Genomic DNA, 19,396 nt, shown 5'->3' on the forward strand with positions numbered 1-19,396 from the left:
CTTACTAGGGTCTTGTTGGGTAGTAACCATTCAAAGCGATTATGTAACTGATACTAAGAAATGGCATTACATTAGTATGAGGCTGGTTACCTCCCACACTTGCAATTAAATTGGCATTCATCTGATCCGTCGATGCTTCGGTGGAGTATTGCTGATTGCCCACTGCCCAAAAAGCATTAGTTGGGTCATTTTGTGTACCTGTTGTATTAGAAGCAGACACACGGTGCGTATGATTCGGTAGCATCGTTTCTGTAAGCGTGACGGTTTCTTCCCCACCTATTTGCCCAAGTAAATATTCTTTCCCTTTTGTTTCTAGTTTTCCTTGAGAAATACCGATTCTTCCACATAAATTGGGTATAGCAAAATTCGTTACACCATCCCCACCATATGTCGTTCCTATTAAGCTATACAGCATTGCATTTTCTGTAATGTTCAACAATTGCCCATTGCATAGCGCCCATCCTTCAGGAGCATAGTTTCCTGAGAACAAACGAATTTCACCTACATAGTGTTCACTCATGCCATTCACCTCTATTTTTTTGTTAAAGTCATTTACTAAAGTGCTAGATTATTACTAAATGAAATGGATACCACGTCATCCCTTTGATCACGAATAATCCGGGTTCCATCGCATCGCAATATAAGGACCTAATTCTGCTGTCATATAAAATCCACATCGCTCATATAAGTGCTGCGCAGGATTTCCTTGAAAAACCTGTAGCGTGATAGGAAGCCCTCTTTCCATAGAAAAGTTTTGAAGTCCTTTCATTACTTCCGTCCCATACCCATTCCCGCGGTATTGAGGAAACAGCGAGATATCCACTAAATGAATGCTATCGCTTTGGATATCCGTAATCATCCTGCCGATACAGATCCCTCCGACATAAACTAACTCATGTTTGGCTTGTGGAAATTGACATTCATAAGCAATTGTTTGTGCCTCATATTGCAGGCGGAGCAGTGACTGTATTTGCTGCTTGGGCAACGGTAATCCCATAAATTCATGAATGCGCGTGGAGACAAATAGCTCGTAGTGAAAAACGTCTTCTTGCCTTAGATCTTCTACTATTTCTAACATATAGCATCTTCTTTCTATTTTTCGTGTGAGTGTTACTCTCGTAGATAATACTAATGAATTTCACCCAACTTTATTATACAAATCAAAACTCTCAGAAAACTCTCAAGCATATAATCTAGCTTGGTGCTCGGTATAGAAAAAAGCGCTGTCGCACAAATAAATTTGCACGCGACAAGCGCAAATCACAAAAGTTTTTAGTCTTAGGGAAAGGTATTGGAGGAGAGGGCCTTAAACTTACTTATAAGTGCATGCACAAGAACATTCTTTAGATACACTCGAAAAATTTACAGAAAAATAGAAAAGTTTAGAAAAGGAAATAAAGCAAGTGGGGGACAATTATGTATCGGATGTCGCGCTATAAATTGGGGAACATCCTATTGAACACGAGGTCCTGCAAACCTTACGCAATGGGGACCTCGTGGCATTTGCTAAACAGAAAAAAGATTGGATTTTTCAAAAAAGTTTTCCATTCTGCGCAAACTGGGGTGGAGAAAGAGCGTTTTGTAGTGTTTTTAGAGGCGTATTACAAAGAACTGAAAAGAAATACTCTACCGTTGTAAGTGTTCAAAAAGTCTGATTAAAAATAGGGTGAACACGTTGATATTTTTACAGAAGAAAAACGCGCATCTACAAAAAGATGCGCGTTCAATATGTGCTTTAGGGCTACCATTTTGTCAAAAAGATTGGTTATTTCGAATTATGGTTTGATCAAATACCGACTTATAATATTGATAAACGAACAAAATGAAAAGGCATGTTTCGAAAAAAAGATTGATCAAAATATACTTTTTCTAAATTCAATTGAATCTTCCTTTTATAAAAATGTTTGATAATTTTTGTGCCCTTGCTACATTAAAGCGCCCGATTGTGGAACAAGTACCCAGATGGAAATATAGACGTACCTACAATAGATAATTATGCTATCTATATATTAGGGTGAAAACTTATCTGCTCGGGGTTCACAAATAATTGTAATTAAACCAATTATAGAAAACATCTTTTCTTCGTGGTTTTTGAGAAGTTGTGCTATATTCAAAGTGTCAGGAGTGAGTTGATGAAAAAGTTTTTAACAATTACCGTAATAATTCTTGTTTTACTCGGAGCAGCTGGCTATGCTGTGTGGCATTTTGGGACAAATATCGCTTCCGAAAAAATAATCGAAAAAGTGGAATCTACTATAGATGACGAAAATCTAGAAGAAGTAAAATCCTATATCGCGAACGATTCGAAGGTTCAAGAAATTTTAAGCGAGGCAGCTACTACAAATCCGGATACTCTTCCCTTCCAAACTAAGGAAGAAGCAACACGTGTGTTAATAAAAAAAGTAGGCGTTAATCGTTTACTTGATATTCAGGAACAAGCGCAAAACGGTTCAATTAGTAAGGATGAAGTATTATCCGAAATTGAAGGTAAACTGTCTGAAGATGAAATTTCTGCTTTAAAATATGTTTTATATAAGGAATTGAATAAATAAAACTAGCCATTTAAAAGTTTAAATTAAAAATGCAGAGAGGCTGAGAATCACATAAGGATTTTCAACACAGCTATTTTTTATTTTCTTACACTAACTCCAACCACGCGACAGCCTCACAATGTGTCGAGTGTATGTAGCAACACATTGGTGCTGGTGGGTTTAATTATACAGGCTCGATTCCTATTTAGTGGAATCGAGTCCTTTTTTTTCTTATCATTCTTAATAAGAAAATAGGCTCGCCTAAACAATCTTTTCCTCATCTTACACACACCCGTCACTTAACAAGGAATTGCAGCTTGTCTATTCAGCAGTGGCTGCTACCCTCTTACATAAACTATTTAGGGCATACACCCAATCCAAGCTCTGACATTAGGCATAAACTGGTTAAATGTCTAATTTTAATAGGGGTGAATCTTGACTTATGCGATATATGGAAGAAATGCCTTTCTATGGCCAAAATCCAAGGGGTCTTGAAAATTGTATATTTCGTTTCACGTATATGTGGCTTAGAAACGGTGATAATTTCTGGTTCTTTCTGACCACTGTTGGACAAGAAAGAGCTTTTGGCTACAGGTTTTTCGGTGGAAGATGGAATCAATATTCGATTGCTTTAAGAGACATTGACTCCTTCCATTGTTCTCCTCCGACTCCTACTCCATATTAGAAAACTGCTCCTGACCTTTGTAATCCTATCGTTCAGTCTTACTTTAGAAACGTGCGGGCTTTCATAATTAGAGATCGTTTTTTGAATCTAATACAGTAAACACCAGATACACTTGTGTGTTCCCTTCCATCATGTATAAAACGTTAATCTTTCGGTTAGCGTTTTTTATACTGAAATTAGAATGAATGCCAAAAAGAACATAAGTTTAATCCTTCACAACTTCAATTGCATTATAAAAATATGCTTTTACTTTCCTCAACAAACTGGCCCGTTTGCTGAAAAAGGCACAATTCCTTTTCAAGAATTGCGCCCGATTGTTCAATATTGTCTATCCATAATTTCTATCCAAAAACAAAAGCATATAACTACACCATTAACGAACTTGCATTTATATACATATTTGACCTATCAAAAAAACTTTAAAAAATGTTGAAACTATTTCTCGTTTTTTCCGTCTGTACAGGGCATTACAAAATAAAGGAGATTTAACGATGAAGAAAATACTTACGTTCATTAGTGGGCTTGCACTGGCATGTAGCTTGCCTTTAGGCGCTGCAGCAAACACAAAGCAATTTTCAGACGTATCAACACAATACTTTGCCGAGGCTGTTTATGATTTAGCTGAGCGTAATATTATTGGCGGCTATGCAGATGGGACGTTTAAGCCTGGAAACACGATTACACGTGGACAGGCCGCAGCAATTATTGTAAAAATGCTCAAGCTTGATACATCCAATGTAAAAAATCCAGGCTTTAAAGATGTCTCAACAAACAATGGCTATTATAAGGCGATTGCAACACTTGCACAAAAAGGCATTATTGGCGGCTACAGTGATGGACGCTACGGGCCAAATGATCCGATTAAACGTGGCCAAATGGCATCAATTATAGAAGAAACTCAAGTAAATTGGATGTGAGAAGCATGGAAACAATTCATATACCGGCCGATGCGATTCGCATTATTAGCACGTCTAGCAAGGGTGATCAATCCAAATGGCGTGTCGGCGATAAATGGGTCAAGCAAAATACGCGTGGCTACGAGGGACAGGCGGAAGTATTAGCTTCACTTGCATAGAATCCTCTAGAAAAGAATAGAAAAGTTTAGCGTAGAATGGCATATAAATGAATGCAAAAGAGGGGCTTACAAGCGTGTAACCGCTAGGGCATTGTACATAAAACAACGTATGTCCTCCTTACTTGGTAGACGTACTTGCAAATCAAAACCACCAGTATATCTGGTGGTTTGCTCTGCGCGTGAAACGCTGGGTTACTGGCCCACGTCTAAAGACATACTGAAAGGTCTGCCAACCGCACTCCGTTTCCTCACGTACCGCTGAAGCGGCCTTTCTTATCTTTTACTTCGCTTTATTTCTTCTCCTGTGAATGGATCTGTAAATTCTTTCATCGTCATTTGATCTTCCAGGATATCTTCTTGTAACTGATTTTTGATATATTCTTGAATTACTTTTTTATTGCGTCCCACTGTGTCCACATAATATCCTCTACACCAAAATTTTCGGTTCCCGTATTTATATTTCAAATTCGCATGACGATCAAAAATCATCAAACTACTCTTCCCTTTTAAATATCCTACGAATGATGAAACACTCAATTTCGGCGGGATTCTAACCAACATATGTATATGGTCAGGACACGCTGTGGCTTCAATAATTTCTACACCTTTTCGCTCACATAACTGACGTAGAATTCTCCCTACATCTGCTTTTATATGACCATAGATTATCTGTCTTCTGTACTTTGGCGCGAAAACAATGTAATACTTACAATTCCATGTTGTATGTGCTAAACTTTTGTTATCCAATATTAGTACTCCTTTCGTACGTAGTCGGTTGATCAGACCCAACTACATTCTACGACTGGAGTTTTTTTTCTGTCCATAGCTAAAAGCTTTTTGGAACCCCTCGCATAGCAAGGGGTTTTCAACTTATACAAAAAAAAGCGCCTCTATAAAGTAGAGACGCAGGAAAAGTATAGACTACATCTATGATTGCTCCCTACGCCAGTGTTAACTGTCAGGTTCTAAGGGTCAGGTTTTACCTTCTCAACACGTACGTGTCCCCCCGCAAATTCATTTCATTACATTAATTTTAACGGAAATCACCCATTCAATTAGGTGAAATATTGAACGTTATTTCGCTTCCGGTATAAACTAAAAATCTCTTATTTTCCTACTCTACTAGGCGTCAACAAAAATTTATATAAATTATCATTGCACATACTTCGTTTATTTTTTCGAAATCGCATCACCATAAGGTGCATCACTACTATCATAGCTACGATGAACGGCCATATAAATTAATCCAATGCCCACAACAATTATACCTGAAACTAGAACGATATAGTTATCATACCAAGGTACACCTGGCGTTCTTGGCCAGCACATATTAATCATGGCAATGACACCGTATACAAGGGCCGCAATATTGACAATAAGTCCCCATTTACCTAATTGATATTTCCCGCTTGGTTTCCAGCCTTTTAATCGTGCACGTAGCGCTGCAAGCACTACCATTTGGAAGCCAAGGTACATACCGAATGCTGCAAAGCTTATGATTTTTGTTAGGGCATCTTCAGATACTTTTGATCCAATTACAATAATTGCTGGAATGAACGCTGCCAAAATTAATGCATACGGTGGCACACGACGAATCGCTGAAAATTTCTTTAAATATTTACTACCGATAATCATGTCATCACGACCATATGAATAAGCAAGTCGGCTCGCTGCCGCTTGTAAACTCATTACACAAGAAAGGAAGGAAATTAAAACAATAATTAATACCGCTTTCGAACCAACAGGACCAAAGGCTTGTAGTAAAATTGTATCCACTGGCGATGCATCCTTACCGGAAATTACGGCTGGAATATCTGCCACTGCGAGGATTAGTGCAAGGCACACAAAAGTTGCTGCCGCACCGCCAATATAAATTGTCCGACGCATTGCTTTTGGAATAAGAACGCCTGGGTTTTTTACTTCCTCTGCAACGTCCCCACATGCCTCAAAACCATAGTATTGGAAAATCCCGATTAATCCGGCAGCTGCAAAAGCATAAAAGTAACTATTTCCGCTTTGTGCACCGAAAGAATCAAATAAAACGCTTAAATTTTGGTGTCTTTCTGTAAGAAGTAACCAACCTCCAACGATTAACGCACCGATTAGCTCCGCAGCAAAACCAAGAATGGCTGCAGCTGCAAGAAACTTTGTCCCAAGGAAATTAATGACCGTCGATAATACAAGAATAGCCAATGCACAAAGAATCGTTGTGTTGATCGATGATTCAAACCCTAATACTTGTGCAAGAAATGGTCCAGCGCCGTACGCTACACTAGAAATGGTTGTCAAGATTGCCATTAAGTATACCCATCCTGTCATCCACGCCCACTTACGTCCCCATAATCTACGTGACCATGGATATACGCCACCGGCAACAGGGTACTGTGCTACGACTTCACCGAAAACAAGTGCCACTAATAATTGTCCAAATCCAACAATGAATAAACTCCAAATCATTGGCGGACCACCTGTCGCAAGCGCAAATGCAAACAGCGTGTAAATACCTACTACCGGGGAAAGATACGTAAAGCCAAGGGAAAAGTTTGCCCACGGGCTCATGTCACGACTAAATTCAGATTCATATCCTAGCGATGCCAGTTGTTCACTATCACTATCATGGACTACTGTTATAGCGTCGATACCCGTTATAGATTCATTACTTTTTGGGATTAAAGTTTCTTGCATGTTTTTTTTACCTCCTTTAGAACTGTAGTTACAATTTAGTAAGCAATCTTCATGCCATCATTACAATTATCTAAATATTCGGTAAATTTATCGTAGAATGAAATAGTTCTTTCATAATTTTATATTCATATTTGAATTTCCGTTATCAATTTTGAATATATTCACAGTTGATTATTACGAGCTAGCCTTACCTCAACGAAATAAATACTTTTTTTATTAAAAACATTCACCAGCAGCAACCATTATCTACAAAAAAATGCACTTCAATTTTAGGAAAAACCTAACATTCTGAATGCGTTTAGCATGTAGAGAAATAGTTTACAATTTTGTGCTCGCTACATCACCATCCACGAAAGAACTATAATATAGAAAAATCCATAAAAAAAACGCTCAGACGATTTGAAAATTGAGATGGCGAAAACCCCCTCCATCTTGATTCATCTGAACGCTCATTTATCGTTTTCCGACTTCTATAAGTGGGCGTCGTTCCACTTTCATTCTTTTGTAAATTCCTTAAAATCAGCCATATGCTTCTCCAAAATCGCTTCTAAAATACTAAGCTCTAACGCTTCATAATCATGTACTGCACTATTGTGGAAGCCGACCATGTTCATCATTGTTTTTGTCAAATCTGCATCAATGAAGCCCGCCTCTTATAGCAATTTAAATCTTTCACGACTTTTTTTATAAAATAATGACAAAACATCTTTATACTTTGACGTTTAATTGTCGTCCAAGGCGATCAAGCTCAGCCATAATATATGCATTACTATAATCGTAGCCAATTATCGCTTGTATAGTACCGTCTTCTCCCATCAGTGGCGCAAAGCAGGTTTTCCACTTACCATATTGATCCTCATAAACAGATGTCACTCCGACCTTCCCTTTCATTGCTTCGTTAGCCACATCCATTACTTCTAACGGTCCATTATATGCTTTACCTATCTCAATGATAAAATCGTCACAACACGCAACATTAACGAATTGTCCCTCTGTATCCTTCTTAAAGATATACACCCAGTGAATGGCCCCTTCAAGACGTTGAAGTTCCGTCAACTTTGCAGATAATACCTCCCTTGTCTCATCTGAGTCCTCATCTATCACTTGCAGGACCTGTTTTATAGGGATTATCACTGCTGTTACTACTGCAATCGAACGCAATCTTTTATCTAGCTGTTCTTCTAATACCGCACGCTTTTTGTGCGGTAAAATAGTTTGATTCTCACGAAGTTTTTGTAGCTTACGACTCATCGTTGGTTGGCTAATACCTAGTACACTCGCTGCCAATGTAGTTGATTTATAACGTTCCATAGCCATTTCAATGAGTTCTGCTTCAACCAAATCGAAGGCTTCTTTTAAAGGAATTACTTGTGAAAAATGAGTATATACCGAAACTGAGCACTCTTCAGCTTTTAGTAATTGTGCCACATCGTTACTTGTTACCACTTCTTCATCAGCTAACACAACTAGACGCTCAATACTATTTTCAAGCTCTCGTACATTCCCTTTCCATTCCTGCACACATAAAAAATCAATTACATCATTACTAAACACCACATTTAATCCATATTTTTCATTGTATTTACGGATAAAATGAGCGATTAAAGATGGAATTTCTTGTACACGGTCACGAAGCGCCGGTATATGAATCGGTACAATATTTAAGCGATAGTATAGATCCTCCCGAAACTTCCCTTCTTTGACTAGTTGCGCTAAATTTTGATTGGTTGCAGATACAATTTGTACATCGATTGGATACGACTTGGAACTTCCAATTGGCGTTACAATACGCTCTTGTAGGACACGGAGTATCTTTACCTGCATAGGCAATGGTAATTCACCAATTTCATCTAAAAATAAAACTCCCTTTTCTGCTTGTCTGAATTTTCCGATACTTCCGCCTTTTAATGCGCCCGTATAAGCACCCTCTACATGCCCAAATAATTCATTTTCAATTAAATTATCCGGAATAGCTCCACAGTTAATCGCAACAAAGGGACCATTCTTGCGTACGCCTAACTTATGGATTTTACGAGCCGCCATCTCCTTTCCTACCCCTGACTCTCCTAAAAGTAAAACCGTAACACCCGTTTTGCTTGTTTTCATAAGCGTTTTATACACTTCATACATTGAAGGACTATTAACAACAAAAGGAAAATCACTTGAAATAGAAGGTATGTATGTTGAAGTTTGGGCGTTATCGACAATTTTTTTATATGCAAACGCTAGAGAATCATCAACCGTAAAAACCGTTGTCATTACTCCTATTCCCATTTTTGTTCGTTGATAAAAATATTGTTTCTCCTTAGTAGAAATTAAAGGGAAGATTTCCTCTTCGAAAATACGTAACTCGAGCTCTTGAAGTGAATATAGCATTTTCCCTTCATATAAAAAGCTACTCGGTGTTACGAAAAAATCACTTATTATACCTGCCAAATCTGTAATTACCACACCATCATACTGCTGTAACAATAGTTGTTGTAAATCCATTCGAACATCCACTCCATTACATTCAAATTTGAATTGATTATTCATCAATCGCATATTTCTTTTTTAAAATGCGAAATTTACAATCAAGAACTTGGCATGAATTTTGCTGTTATTAATATGAGCGTAACAAAAAATAATAAAGAGGTTTTGAAATATGAAAAAATTAAAAGAAGACGTTTTATCTTCATTTCCCCCATCTTTACACAACAACTAGAACAAAATAATCGAGGTATTTGAATTAGAAAAAAATATTAGTAACTTCAGTATTAAAAGTACAAGAGATGTTTAGATATTCATAGCAATTATCACGCACTTCTTTATTATAACAATATTGTAAGCGCCAAATACAACACACCTTCTACTAAATCAACTGACATGAGACAATCATGACAATTAATTTAGTAGAAGGTTTTTTATGAAAAGATCAGAACGTCGCCTTTTATGGCAGTCTCGTATTCAAGCTTTTCAAACGAGTGGTGAATCAAACGTTGCCAATTGGTGCGCTAAACAGGATGTCCCTGTTAAAAGTATGTATCAGTGGTTACGTAAATCACGTACGCAAACAACACAGCCAGCACAATGGTTACCTGTTGTCATTCAAGAAACCGCTGCGCCCGAGACCATTCCCATTACGATAAAACTGAATGGTATTTCCATTGAATGTCCGTCTGACTTTGAAGAAGCTGCTTTGAGTAAAATTCTTCAGGTCGTACAAAATCATGTTCACTAATCTGAGAATGGATCAAGTATTTATCGCTTGTGGACCAACTGATTTACGAAAATCAGTGGATGGTCTCGCTGCGATTGTACAAGAAAGCTTTCAGCTTGATCCATTTTCGTCTCACCTTTTTGTTTTCTGTAATCGAAAAAAAGATAAATTGAAAATTCTTCATTGGGATTACAATGGCTTTTGGCTATTTTATCGTCGACTAGAAGAAGGTGTATTTGATTGGCCAAATGAAGCAACTTCTCCATTGAAGATTTCAGGACGACAGTTTAAATGGTTACTAGAAGGGTTACCTATGAGTCAAAAATCAGCACATATGCAGGTTTCTGCTAAAGTTGTCATTTGAGAAAGGAATTCGGCTACATGGGTCGAATTCCTTTAGCTATGAAAAAAATCGGACAAAACCCTACACTTACAATGGAAGAACTAGCAACGAAGAATGCCGAGTTGGAAAAACAAAATGAAGCACTGCAGGCTAAACTCAACTGGTGGGAGGCTCAATTCCGCCTTAGTCAACAGAAGAAATTTGGTGCATCGAGTGAAAAATCCAACTTGGATCAGTTGGTCCTAGCTTTATTCAACGAAATGGAAATGACAACAGATTTGTCGGTAGAAGAACCGTCACTTGAAAGCGTCACGTACAAACGAAAAAAGCGTTTAGGACAAATGGAAGCGATGCTGGAAAACTTGCCCGTCGAAACGATTCACTATCGTTTAAGCGAAGAAGAGCAGGTTTGTTTGTGTTGCGGTAAACAGACACATGAAATGAGTACGCAAATTCGCCGTGAATTAAAAATTATTCCTGCACAAGTAGAAGTCGTCGAGCATGTGCAACATGTTTATAGTTGCCGTCACTGTGAAAAAGAAGGAACGGAAACACCAATTATTACAGCAAAAATGCCGGCGCCTATGTATCCTGGCAGCTTAGCTACGCCATCATCGATGGCGTATTTGATGAGCCAAAAATACAGTGAAGGCCTACCACTTTATCGCCAAGAGAAGCAGTTAGAGCGCACCTGTCACGCCAAACAATGGCGAATTGGATGATGTATGGGGCCAATGCGTGGCTCACATACCTTTATGAACATATGCATCAAAAAATACTGCACCATGACATTCTGCATGCGGATGAAACGACCTTACAAGTCTTGAACGAGCCAGGCCGTGCCGCTACAAGTAAGTCGTTTATGTGGTTATACCGGACGGGAAGAGACGTGCCAGCAATTGTCTTGTATGATTATCAAACGACACGTGCCGGGAAACATCCAAAGGCATTTCTAAATGGATTTTCTGGTTACCTTCATGTCGATGGTTATGCAGGATACCATGATTTACAGAAGGTAGAACTTGTGGGGTGCTGGGCGCATGCGCGTAGAAAATTCGATGAGGCACTGAAATCATTGCCGGCAACCCCCCAAAATACAGAGCAACCCTGTGCCGCTAAAATCGGTCTACAATTCTGTAATCAATTATTTGCGATGGATAAAAAAATCAATAAAATGGATGAATGTACACCAGATATTCGTTATCAAGAACGTCTTGACCACAGTAAACCTGTACTTGATGCTTTTTTAGTATGGTTAAAAACAGAAAAGGCGCGCGTGGCACCTAAAACGAAGTTAGGTGAAGCCATCACCTATTGTTTAAATCAATGGAAGAAACTCGAGGTATTTTTAAAAGATGGTCGTCTAGAGCTAGATAACAACCGAGGGGAACGTTCCATTAAACCGTTCGTGATGGGAAGAAAAGCTTGGATGTTTTCAACTTCTCCAAGAGGCGCTAAAGCGAGCGCTATTATTTACAGTATCGTTGAAACAGCCAAAGAAAATCAGCTAGATCCACTTCGCTATTTGACCTATGTTTTAGAGCAGTTACCATTAATCGATGTAACAGATGAAGCAACGTTAGATGCGCTTATGCCTTGGTCGGACGAAATACCAATCAGCTGCCATATTCCTAAAAAAACTATATAGAAACTATAACAATAGCGCCCCCTAAATGAACAGGTGGGCGCTATTTGACGCTTACGAACATATGACCACATTTTCTACTACAATATTAAATTTTCCACCACAATACCACAACAATTAATCATTTGTTTCTACAACAATCGCGCCCGATTGTGGAGGATTAAAGAGAATACAGTTCTATTACTTTTTCTAAGGGTAATTTATTCGGATTACACATATCAACAAAATAAGGTAACTGCCATTTTTGAGTTTTCATCGCTTGTTTACTACTCGGACTATCCCAGCTAGGATAAACTCTTATTGCCATTTTGCCCTTTGTTGAAGAAGACCTAAGAATGTTCTGTTTTAAAAGAATTTCTTTTGGAAAAATAAATTGCCCAAACTCATTTTCATTTTTAAAGGTAGTTATAACTAATAAATCAGGGGCTTCCTCAAATAAGTAAGGTTGATTTTGATTATTTTCGTACTTTTCCCAAAATGCAACAAACTGCCCTACTTTGGTAGGGGTTATATTCGAAACTCTGAATCGAACTGTTTTAGAAGATAATTGAAATGTACCAGCACCATACTTAGAATTTTGCTTTTCTTCTTGAATTGACTTTACAGTTAAGTGATTCGACTCATAAATCATTTTATTTACATAAGTTAATGCTGTAAAAAAATTATTCATTTCTTCACTCCTAAATTTCACACAAAATGGCCTGATTGCTGAATAGTCATAATCCATCCTGTCGACGTAATTTGTATCAAACTTTATTATAAACTTATCTTAGGGTAACGACATTCAAACATATGTAAATAAAGAGTTCAAACATATTTTATATATCAAATATGTTTGAACTCTTTTGTTGTTGCTTTGTAAAAAAAAAATTGATTAAGAAGGTGCTGCAAACATTCATTTAATGACAGAACAAAAGCATATTTTGAAAAAACATTGAACAAAATGAGAGCTTTTAAGATAAGAGTCGCTTCTTCCACAATCGCGCCCGTTTGTGGAATAACTAATATATAAGATGTTTCACCATTAAACTGTTTACCGTAGTGTATCTGAAAGATGAAACAAAATCGATCTTTTGAATGGTTTCAAAAGATCGACTAATCTATAATGTTCAGAGGAGTACAAAGTAATGAAAACTTCAATAGGTAGAATTAATTGTACCGTTTAATCTAAAATCAAACTTTGTTAAACAGATCAAACTAGAAAGTAGCTGAGAGATATAATGAAATTTCGTTTAAAAGATGGAAATGAAGTAACGATAAAAGAGGCGACTAAAGAATACGCCCAACATATGATCGATTTCTATAATATCGTGGGTGGAGAAACTGATTTTCTTTCATTCGGAAAAAATGAATTTAAACGCAATAAAGAGGAATATAAAGAGTTTATAGAATCTACACGCCTGGAACAAAACTCCATCATATTACTTGCAACCATAAATGATGAAATTATTAGTATAGCATCCATTAATTCTAGCCAGAAGGACAGAATGAAACATGTAGGTACATTAGGAATCGTTATTAGCGAACAGTTTACTGGACTAGGCTTAGGCAGAAAAATGATGGAACAAATGATCCAGTGGGCATCCTCAAATGGGATAACTAACAAAATTAGTCTCGTAACTAGAGAAGATAATGTTCTAGCCATTAAATTGTACGAAAAGCTCGGGTTTGAAAAAGAAGGCCTCATTAAAAAAGACAATTTAATTAATGGAATTTATTACAACACGATTTTGATGGGATTATTTATTTAGTCTTTATTGGGAGAAATTATAGCGCATTCATACGCTGTAGAAAGCCGATTTTAGGAATATAAAATGAACGAGCATTTGTGCCTTGGAACGTACCAGGTGCCAAGCGCTATTATCCACATTCAATAGACAAATATATAAACGCCTTCCGAATGATTAATACAATTACCTGCGCTCGACTTTCTTAAAGAAGTAAATCCCTCCCTTTAAATTCACAGAAAGACCAAAAGGTAGGAAAATTCTTTTTAAATTCCTACCTTTCAATAAAAATGACTGATCCAGCTACTGAAAAATCTCATTTAATTATCATATGGTTCTTCAGAGTTAATTCTAAATTGATAACAGTTTATATTAAAGATTTTATACTTTCACTTGTTCAACAATCTGGCCCTTTAATGAAAACAGGCGCAGATCCTTGTTACAGAATCGCGCCCGATTGTTGAATATCGTTTTTCAATTAAAGGCCCTGTAATTGAAGTATAGGAACGATAAAAAATTCAGTTTGTTTTAAAGCGTCAAATATACAGGTTTTTATTCAGATAATACACTCTACATAATCTTGAAAAGTACTATCGTAGCCCTGTTTATATATTTGCAAAAAAAAGCTGTATAAACAATATTTTAAAGGAAAATCCAAGAAATGCTGGTTTAACAGCATTTCTTGGATTTCGGTCTCTCTCCAAACTTTGATTTGGGAACGTTTTCTCATTTATCAATGAATAAGTGTATGTATTTATTCATTGATAATAAAGTAATGTAGTGCGTCGTTTACTTTTGTCATAGCTTTTAAGGATTCGGTTGTGTTGATTGGTTCAACATCTAAAGAATGATTAGCACGGGCTATTTCAATTAAAGTAAAATTAGGCTTCATTTGAATTTCCCTAATTTTATTAGGTTCATAATGACCATCATTTGTACCAATTATCATTAAAATTTCATTCGAACTTCGCATTATATTTTCATATAAACCGTCAATTTTTAGTAAAGGTGTAAACAATACTAATTTAGTATTTTGTGAAGTATTATTATTTGCATATTTAAAACTAATTGGAATTGTCCCTAAAGATTTTCCTAAGAATATAATTTCTTTATATTCCCTTGTAGCAAGAACCTCTTCAATTACAGAATCTACCTCTTCAATTATTACGTTTCTAAAATACTCCACATCTTTCTCAAATAATGTAGGTTCATAAGAATAATGAACTTGAACAACATCGAAATTATTTTGAAGCATTTCCATTTTTGAATAATACATTAACGGTTTGTCATATAAATAATTTGAACCCGATAACATAAAACAAATTGTTTTAGAATTATTTTCAATATACGTATATTTAATTTTTTTGGGTGTTTCTTTACTGGTTACTTTCATTAAATCTCCCTCCCTTTAAAACCACTTACTTCAACGAAACTATCTTATATCCTTCTTAAATTGATTACCAAAGCGTCTACATATCTTAAAAAATTGTTATTCAATATTATGGCCCGATTCTGGTATAACGTTGCATGACGGTTGCTCGCAAATGCGAATAGCCAAGATAGTTGCACTGCTGTTTTTAAGCAATAAATCATCCCTTTTACTGAGCGATACTAAACCTATATTCCTTACCACTCAACCGTCACGCACCGGATTTCGCTTCATACATATACAGCTCATCCCCGTCCAAAAACAGCAACTTGCTCTCACGGTTATTCACTAATTGCGGTTCGATAGGCTTACCATCCGGCTTCATCAGCTCGATTTTACGGACAGTCTTATATTCATTACCTTCACGTTGTAACTCAAAGAGTGTACGTTCTCCTCTGCCTTGGTGTGCAACGATCGTCTCCCCATTCACCGCAAACGCCCGAAAATAAATATCTTCGGGTGAATAATACGATGTGAGACCCTCTCTCCGTACTCCAATCTTCGAATCTGTGCTGAAGAAAAAACAAATTCCTCCATCATCTATACCATTCAGCGCCAAACACTCAAAAATAAAATATTCCTCATCCTCTTCAAGCGAATCCTTCTTACCACCAGACGCATCCCAGCCAACTAGCCCGCTTTGGCCAACCGGATTCTCCCAGCCGTAATTGCCGAAAACTCCTTCATCAAAGTACCCTGTCCAAATCTCTTGATTCTTTGTTACGTACACATGCTCAATACCATCTCCTAAACAAAATGATCGGATAAAACACCCATTTTCATCATAGACACGTGCGTTTTCTTCAATATTTTGTGCATCATGGTAATACGACCGTGCACATACAAGTAGAATATGTTCGTTATCAATCGGCTGTATGTAATGATAATTCCATGTCTCTTTCGGCAAATCCAGCACTTTCTTCTGTCCATCTTTCAGATGAATGACTTGATATCTATAGCTTTTTTCCGTAACGGTTGCAGGGAAGCAACCATCGATTAGTGGAATTTGCTCTTCCACAAGTAGGACAAATACATCGTTTTCATGTCCAAGTGCAATCGAAAGAGGCGTCATTTGTTTCAGCTCTTCGTTCAGATTAGCTATTGGATTCATGGGTATTTTGAGTATTGATTTCATTTTCTTTCAGCAACCTTTCCTGTATAAAGAATTACTGCACTAAATATCCTTTTCTTTCCTCGACAGTTTTCATACGCAAAAAAAATTGAAGTAATAATGATTTTAATTCTTTTTCATCCAAATGATTAATCGTATTTTTTTATTTCATTATACAATTAATTAACGCCATCAAGAAAATTTTACCACTTTTTAAAACGCACCGAAAGCGTCGTTAGGTAACATTTCTTAAAAGATTGTTACTCCACAATCTGGCCCGTTTGTGGAACAAGAAAAAATCCTGCATTTCAACTCAGGATTTTCAGTCAAACTTTTTTTAAACGTCGCGACTTTATTTCAAATCTACACGTTCTTCATCAAAAGACACCTCCCTATAAAGTAAGGATAGAAAAAAAATGAGAATTTCCGTATAATCTTCAATCCAGCTCTTGTGTAAATGATTCGACTGCCGAATCAGTAGCTATCCCTCTCCTTTTCAATCATCAAAAAACAGGAATCTTTTAGCTGATACAATGCATCTTCATGAAGGAACTAAAATGAGAAGGTGATATTTTTTTTAGTTTCTTCTTGAACTTCAAAGTTACAGTGTTCAATATTTTCAATTAGGTTTCGTGTATTTTCAACTGCGTCAGGTAAACCAGCCTGTTGATGTTTGGCAAGCATCAAATTTAAATGGTTCACAACTATTTCTAAGTCCGCTTGATTTGCCTTTCGAATCGGTTTTTTCCGAGCTTGTGCTAACAGGGCATCAACTTCTTGTTTACTTAACATCTAATTCTTCCTTATATTTTAGAAAGTAACCAATTCTCCATAATTTTCTCCACATTCTCTTCTTTTGGCATCCTTAAGAACATTTTGCTGAGCTGTTCTATATTTGTATCTAAAAAAAGAATCTTTTCATTTAACTCTTTTGCATAAACACAATATCCCTCGTATTCCGTCTCATCAAGATATACGATGGGGTGTTCGTGCTGCATCGTACAAAGAATCATTTCTGCATGCAAATTTGACTAAATGGTTTCAACTTGATGCAAAAAGACTCTATGTACGGGAATGACCGGAGCGTATATACATTCTCGATGTTCATCACCAAAATCATGTTCTGCAACAAGGATTTGATAATAATCCACTTCTCTAAATGCTTCTTTCTCCCGTTCCTTAAGAAAAATAGTAATAAATTTTTTCGATAATTTATGCAAATGTCGATGGGGAGGTAGTTTCTCACCAACTACTAATAAAGTGAACGATTCCATTCTATACTCCTAACTCATTTTTCTGCCCTCAATTGAACGATTCGGCTGCCGAATAAGTAATCATCGCCCTCTATTATTGCAAAGGCATGAAGGCAACTTGCCATTTTCGGGAAATAATTTATTGCCAACTTAACTTAGTTCTTGATTTCCCTCAAAATTAATAAACGTGTTCGAAATTAATATTGATTACCCTATTCATTAATTTCCTCCCATTGTTCAGTAAATAAAATTTTATATATTAGCTGCTTCATAAAATCTTTGGACGTTACAGCAACAAAGACCTGTTCATGTTCTTTTTGCCCTACCCTTCCTCCACTTTGATGAATAGAATAATGAGGAAAGGAGGAATTTTCATGGGATACACTGGATATGTAGGTAATAATAATAATTACTGCGGAGGCAATAACAATGGTTCAACATTCGTTCTAATCGTTGTACTATTCATTCTTTTAATTATTGTCGGCGCTACTTTAATGCATACAAAGTATTAACATTTCCAATTTTAAGTGTAAAAAAATAGGATTTAACTTTCATTCAGACTATCTTTTAATGGATATGGCTAAAGCCTCCATCATCGTCATAGTTGTTTCCAAAATCAAATAGTCTCCAAACCTCTTTCATACGCTATAACCCTACTGTAATTGTAGTGTGAAGCTAATTTATCCCCACCCCTCTTTATTTATTGGTGTGGGCACTTTGAAAAGGACGTGACCCATCCCCTCCGTATACTGACAATATCTTCCTCAAAATACGTAACATGAATATTTATTTTTCAAAAGAAAGTATTGATAAGATTAATGCCATCTCTAATTTTTACAACTATATATCGAATGTCAACACTAAACTGAACAACTTTTATAAGGACCGCTGCTTAAACTCAATTGGCGTTAGATAGCCCATTGTTTGATGAATTCGAATGTTATTGAACCAGCTCACATAATCCCAAAGTGCAAGATCTAGCTGTTCAAGTGAAAGGAACGTGCGTTGGTACACAAATTCGATTTTAAAACTCTTGTATGTGGCTTCTGCTCATGTCTATCATAGGGACATCCCTTTGCACTTAGTGAACGTTGAATACCGAATGCCTCAGTTACTTCTGCCATTAATTGATTATCAAATTCGGAACCACGGTCTGTGTGAAATAATTGTACGTTGGTTAAGTTGCCCTTAATACTGCTCAATGCTAAATGAAATAATAAGAAATTACGAAAATGAATGTAATAGGGGCATTCAAAAGTGAGTTAATAAGATAAAAAAAGAGCCAATTCTGATTGGATTTCAATCGGAATTGGCTCTTTCTCTATTCAACCAGACGTTCGTGATATTCATGTAGCGCATGCGTCTACTGCACTGAGAAATGTTCGTTAATATAGGCAGCAATGTACTGTTTCTATTCGATTTCGATTCGCGTAGAACTGAAAAGTTTTCCGAAGAGTTGCCATCCTTTTGTTGTTGCGTATTGCGTTAGAGCTTCATTTTTAAGACGCTTTGTTCAATGTGTTTTTCTCTGATTTTGATGGCGATGCCCTTACTATTTGATGTGAGAATGCCCTCTATTTTTTCTGCTAGTTTCTGGTTTTTCTGCTCTAGTTGTTTCCGTTATCGATTGAAGCTTTTCGATTTCTTGCGAAGATTCGGAAGGAAGAGCTGTTATTTTTGATGGAGAAAGTCCTCGTTTATGGTGAGCTTCAT

18 protein-coding genes, 2 pseudogenes and 1 riboswitch are annotated in these 19,396 nt (G+C 36.7%); of the genes and pseudogenes, 8 read left to right on the top strand and 12 right to left on the bottom strand.

The window, feature by feature from the left end; genetic code table 11:
- Positions 1-4: 4 nt before the first annotated feature.
- Positions 5-520: a phage tail protein gene (locus tag MHH87_RS18640; protein ID WP_340751352.1), complete on the bottom strand. Its 516-nt coding sequence runs from the start codon at positions 518-520 to the stop codon at positions 5-7.
- Between the two features lie 87 nt (positions 521-607).
- On the bottom strand, positions 608-1,078 hold the full coding sequence (locus MHH87_RS18645) for a GNAT family N-acetyltransferase (protein ID WP_340751354.1): 471 nt from the start codon (positions 1,076-1,078) through the stop codon (positions 608-610).
- Positions 1,079-2,132: 1,054 nt separating this feature from the next.
- On the opposite strand from MHH87_RS18645, the gene MHH87_RS18650 reads away from it, so the two are divergent.
- From MHH87_RS18650 to MHH87_RS18660, 3 genes are all read left to right on the top strand, one after another.
- Positions 2,133-2,552, top strand: a complete 420-nt coding sequence (locus MHH87_RS18650) for a hypothetical protein (RefSeq protein WP_340751356.1) — start codon at positions 2,133-2,135, stop codon at positions 2,550-2,552.
- A 1,155-nt stretch (positions 2,553-3,707) separates the two neighbouring features.
- Positions 3,708-4,133: an S-layer homology domain-containing protein gene (locus MHH87_RS18655; protein ID WP_340751358.1), complete on the top strand. Its 426-nt coding sequence runs from the start codon at positions 3,708-3,710 to the stop codon at positions 4,131-4,133.
- Positions 4,134-4,138: 5 nt separating this feature from the next.
- Entirely contained in the window at positions 4,139-4,291 is a 153-nt protein-coding gene (locus tag MHH87_RS18660) for a hypothetical protein (RefSeq protein WP_340751360.1), read from the top strand.
- 273 nt (positions 4,292-4,564) lie between these two features.
- On the opposite strand, the gene tnpA (MHH87_RS18665) is transcribed toward MHH87_RS18660, so the two are convergent.
- From tnpA (MHH87_RS18665) to MHH87_RS18680, 4 genes are all read right to left on the bottom strand, one after another.
- Positions 4,565-5,038, bottom strand: coding sequence for an IS200/IS605 family transposase (tnpA, locus tag MHH87_RS18665; RefSeq protein WP_340751362.1), 474 nt, complete (start codon positions 5,036-5,038; stop codon positions 4,565-4,567).
- Positions 5,039-5,211: 173 nt separating this feature from the next.
- A riboswitch (TPP riboswitch) is annotated at positions 5,212-5,309 on the bottom strand.
- Positions 5,310-5,461: 152 nt separating this feature from the next.
- Positions 5,462-6,976 carry an APC family permease gene (locus MHH87_RS18670; RefSeq protein ID WP_340751364.1) on the bottom strand — a complete coding sequence of 505 codons (1,515 nt, stop codon included), beginning with the start codon at positions 6,974-6,976 and terminating at the stop codon, positions 5,462-5,464.
- 494 nt (positions 6,977-7,470) lie between these two features.
- Complete coding sequence (locus MHH87_RS18675) at positions 7,471-7,617, bottom strand: HepT-like ribonuclease domain-containing protein (protein WP_340751426.1); 147 nt, start codon at positions 7,615-7,617, stop codon at positions 7,471-7,473.
- Positions 7,618-7,684: 67 nt separating this feature from the next.
- On the bottom strand, positions 7,685-9,466 hold the full coding sequence (locus MHH87_RS18680) for a sigma-54 interaction domain-containing protein (protein WP_340751366.1): 1,782 nt from the start codon (positions 9,464-9,466) through the stop codon (positions 7,685-7,687).
- Positions 9,467-9,881: 415 nt separating this feature from the next.
- On the opposite strand from MHH87_RS18680, the gene tnpA (MHH87_RS18685) reads away from it, so the two are divergent.
- The 3 genes and pseudogenes from tnpA (MHH87_RS18685) to tnpC all read left to right on the top strand — a co-directional run bounded on the left by tnpA (MHH87_RS18685) (position 9,882) and on the right by tnpC (position 12,166).
- Positions 9,882-10,196, top strand: coding sequence for an IS66 family insertion sequence element accessory protein TnpA (gene tnpA, locus MHH87_RS18685; RefSeq protein ID WP_340751367.1), 315 nt, complete (start codon positions 9,882-9,884; stop codon positions 10,194-10,196).
- The gene (gene tnpB / locus MHH87_RS18690) at positions 10,186-10,539 is read left to right on the top strand and encodes an IS66 family insertion sequence element accessory protein TnpB (RefSeq protein WP_340751369.1); all 354 of its coding nucleotides are present in this window, start codon (positions 10,186-10,188) and stop codon (positions 10,537-10,539) included. Before tnpA (MHH87_RS18685) ends, tnpB begins: the two co-directional genes overlap by 11 nt.
- Positions 10,540-10,577: 38 nt before the next feature.
- Positions 10,578-12,166, top strand: a pseudogene (gene tnpC, locus MHH87_RS18695) (IS66 family transposase).
- Between the two features lie 157 nt (positions 12,167-12,323).
- On the opposite strand, the gene MHH87_RS18700 reads toward tnpC, so the two are convergent.
- Positions 12,324-12,833, bottom strand: a complete 510-nt coding sequence (locus MHH87_RS18700; protein ID WP_340751371.1) for a MepB family protein — start codon at positions 12,831-12,833, stop codon at positions 12,324-12,326.
- A gap of 550 nt (positions 12,834-13,383) precedes the next feature.
- Here MHH87_RS18700 and MHH87_RS18705 point away from each other — a divergent pair.
- The gene (locus tag MHH87_RS18705) at positions 13,384-13,914 is read left to right on the top strand and encodes a GNAT family N-acetyltransferase (protein WP_340751373.1); all 531 of its coding nucleotides are present in this window, start codon (positions 13,384-13,386) and stop codon (positions 13,912-13,914) included.
- A 730-nt stretch (positions 13,915-14,644) separates the two neighbouring features.
- On the opposite strand, the gene MHH87_RS18710 is transcribed toward MHH87_RS18705, so the two are convergent.
- The 4 genes from MHH87_RS18710 to MHH87_RS18725 form a co-directional block, all read right to left on the bottom strand.
- The gene (locus MHH87_RS18710) at positions 14,645-15,283 is read right to left on the bottom strand and encodes an alpha/beta family hydrolase (protein ID WP_340751375.1); all 639 of its coding nucleotides are present in this window, start codon (positions 15,281-15,283) and stop codon (positions 14,645-14,647) included.
- 247 nt (positions 15,284-15,530) lie between these two features.
- A complete protein-coding gene (locus MHH87_RS18715; protein WP_340751377.1) occupies positions 15,531-16,454 on the bottom strand; it encodes a hypothetical protein in 924 nt (307 codons plus the stop codon).
- A gap of 528 nt (positions 16,455-16,982) precedes the next feature.
- Positions 16,983-17,222 carry a hypothetical protein gene (locus MHH87_RS18720; RefSeq protein WP_340751379.1) on the bottom strand — a complete coding sequence of 80 codons (240 nt, stop codon included), beginning with the start codon at positions 17,220-17,222 and terminating at the stop codon, positions 16,983-16,985.
- Between the two features lie 239 nt (positions 17,223-17,461).
- Complete coding sequence (locus MHH87_RS18725; protein WP_340751380.1) at positions 17,462-17,704, bottom strand: hypothetical protein; 243 nt, start codon at positions 17,702-17,704, stop codon at positions 17,462-17,464.
- Between the two features lie 353 nt (positions 17,705-18,057).
- Here MHH87_RS18725 and MHH87_RS18730 point away from each other — a divergent pair, with 353 nt between their 5' ends.
- Complete coding sequence (locus tag MHH87_RS18730; protein WP_340751383.1) at positions 18,058-18,195, top strand: YjcZ family sporulation protein; 138 nt, start codon at positions 18,058-18,060, stop codon at positions 18,193-18,195.
- Positions 18,196-18,559: 364 nt separating this feature from the next.
- Here the strand turns inward: MHH87_RS18730 and MHH87_RS18995 are convergent.
- Positions 18,560-18,718 (bottom strand): annotated as a pseudogene (locus MHH87_RS18995) (IS3 family transposase); the annotation flags it as partial.
- Positions 18,719-19,396 lie beyond the last annotated feature (678 nt).

Origin of the sequence: Solibacillus sp. FSL H8-0538, from assembly GCF_038003525.1 — a bacterium.
In the GTDB taxonomy this organism is placed as follows: Bacteria; Bacillota; Bacilli; order Bacillales_A; family Planococcaceae; genus JBBOPI01.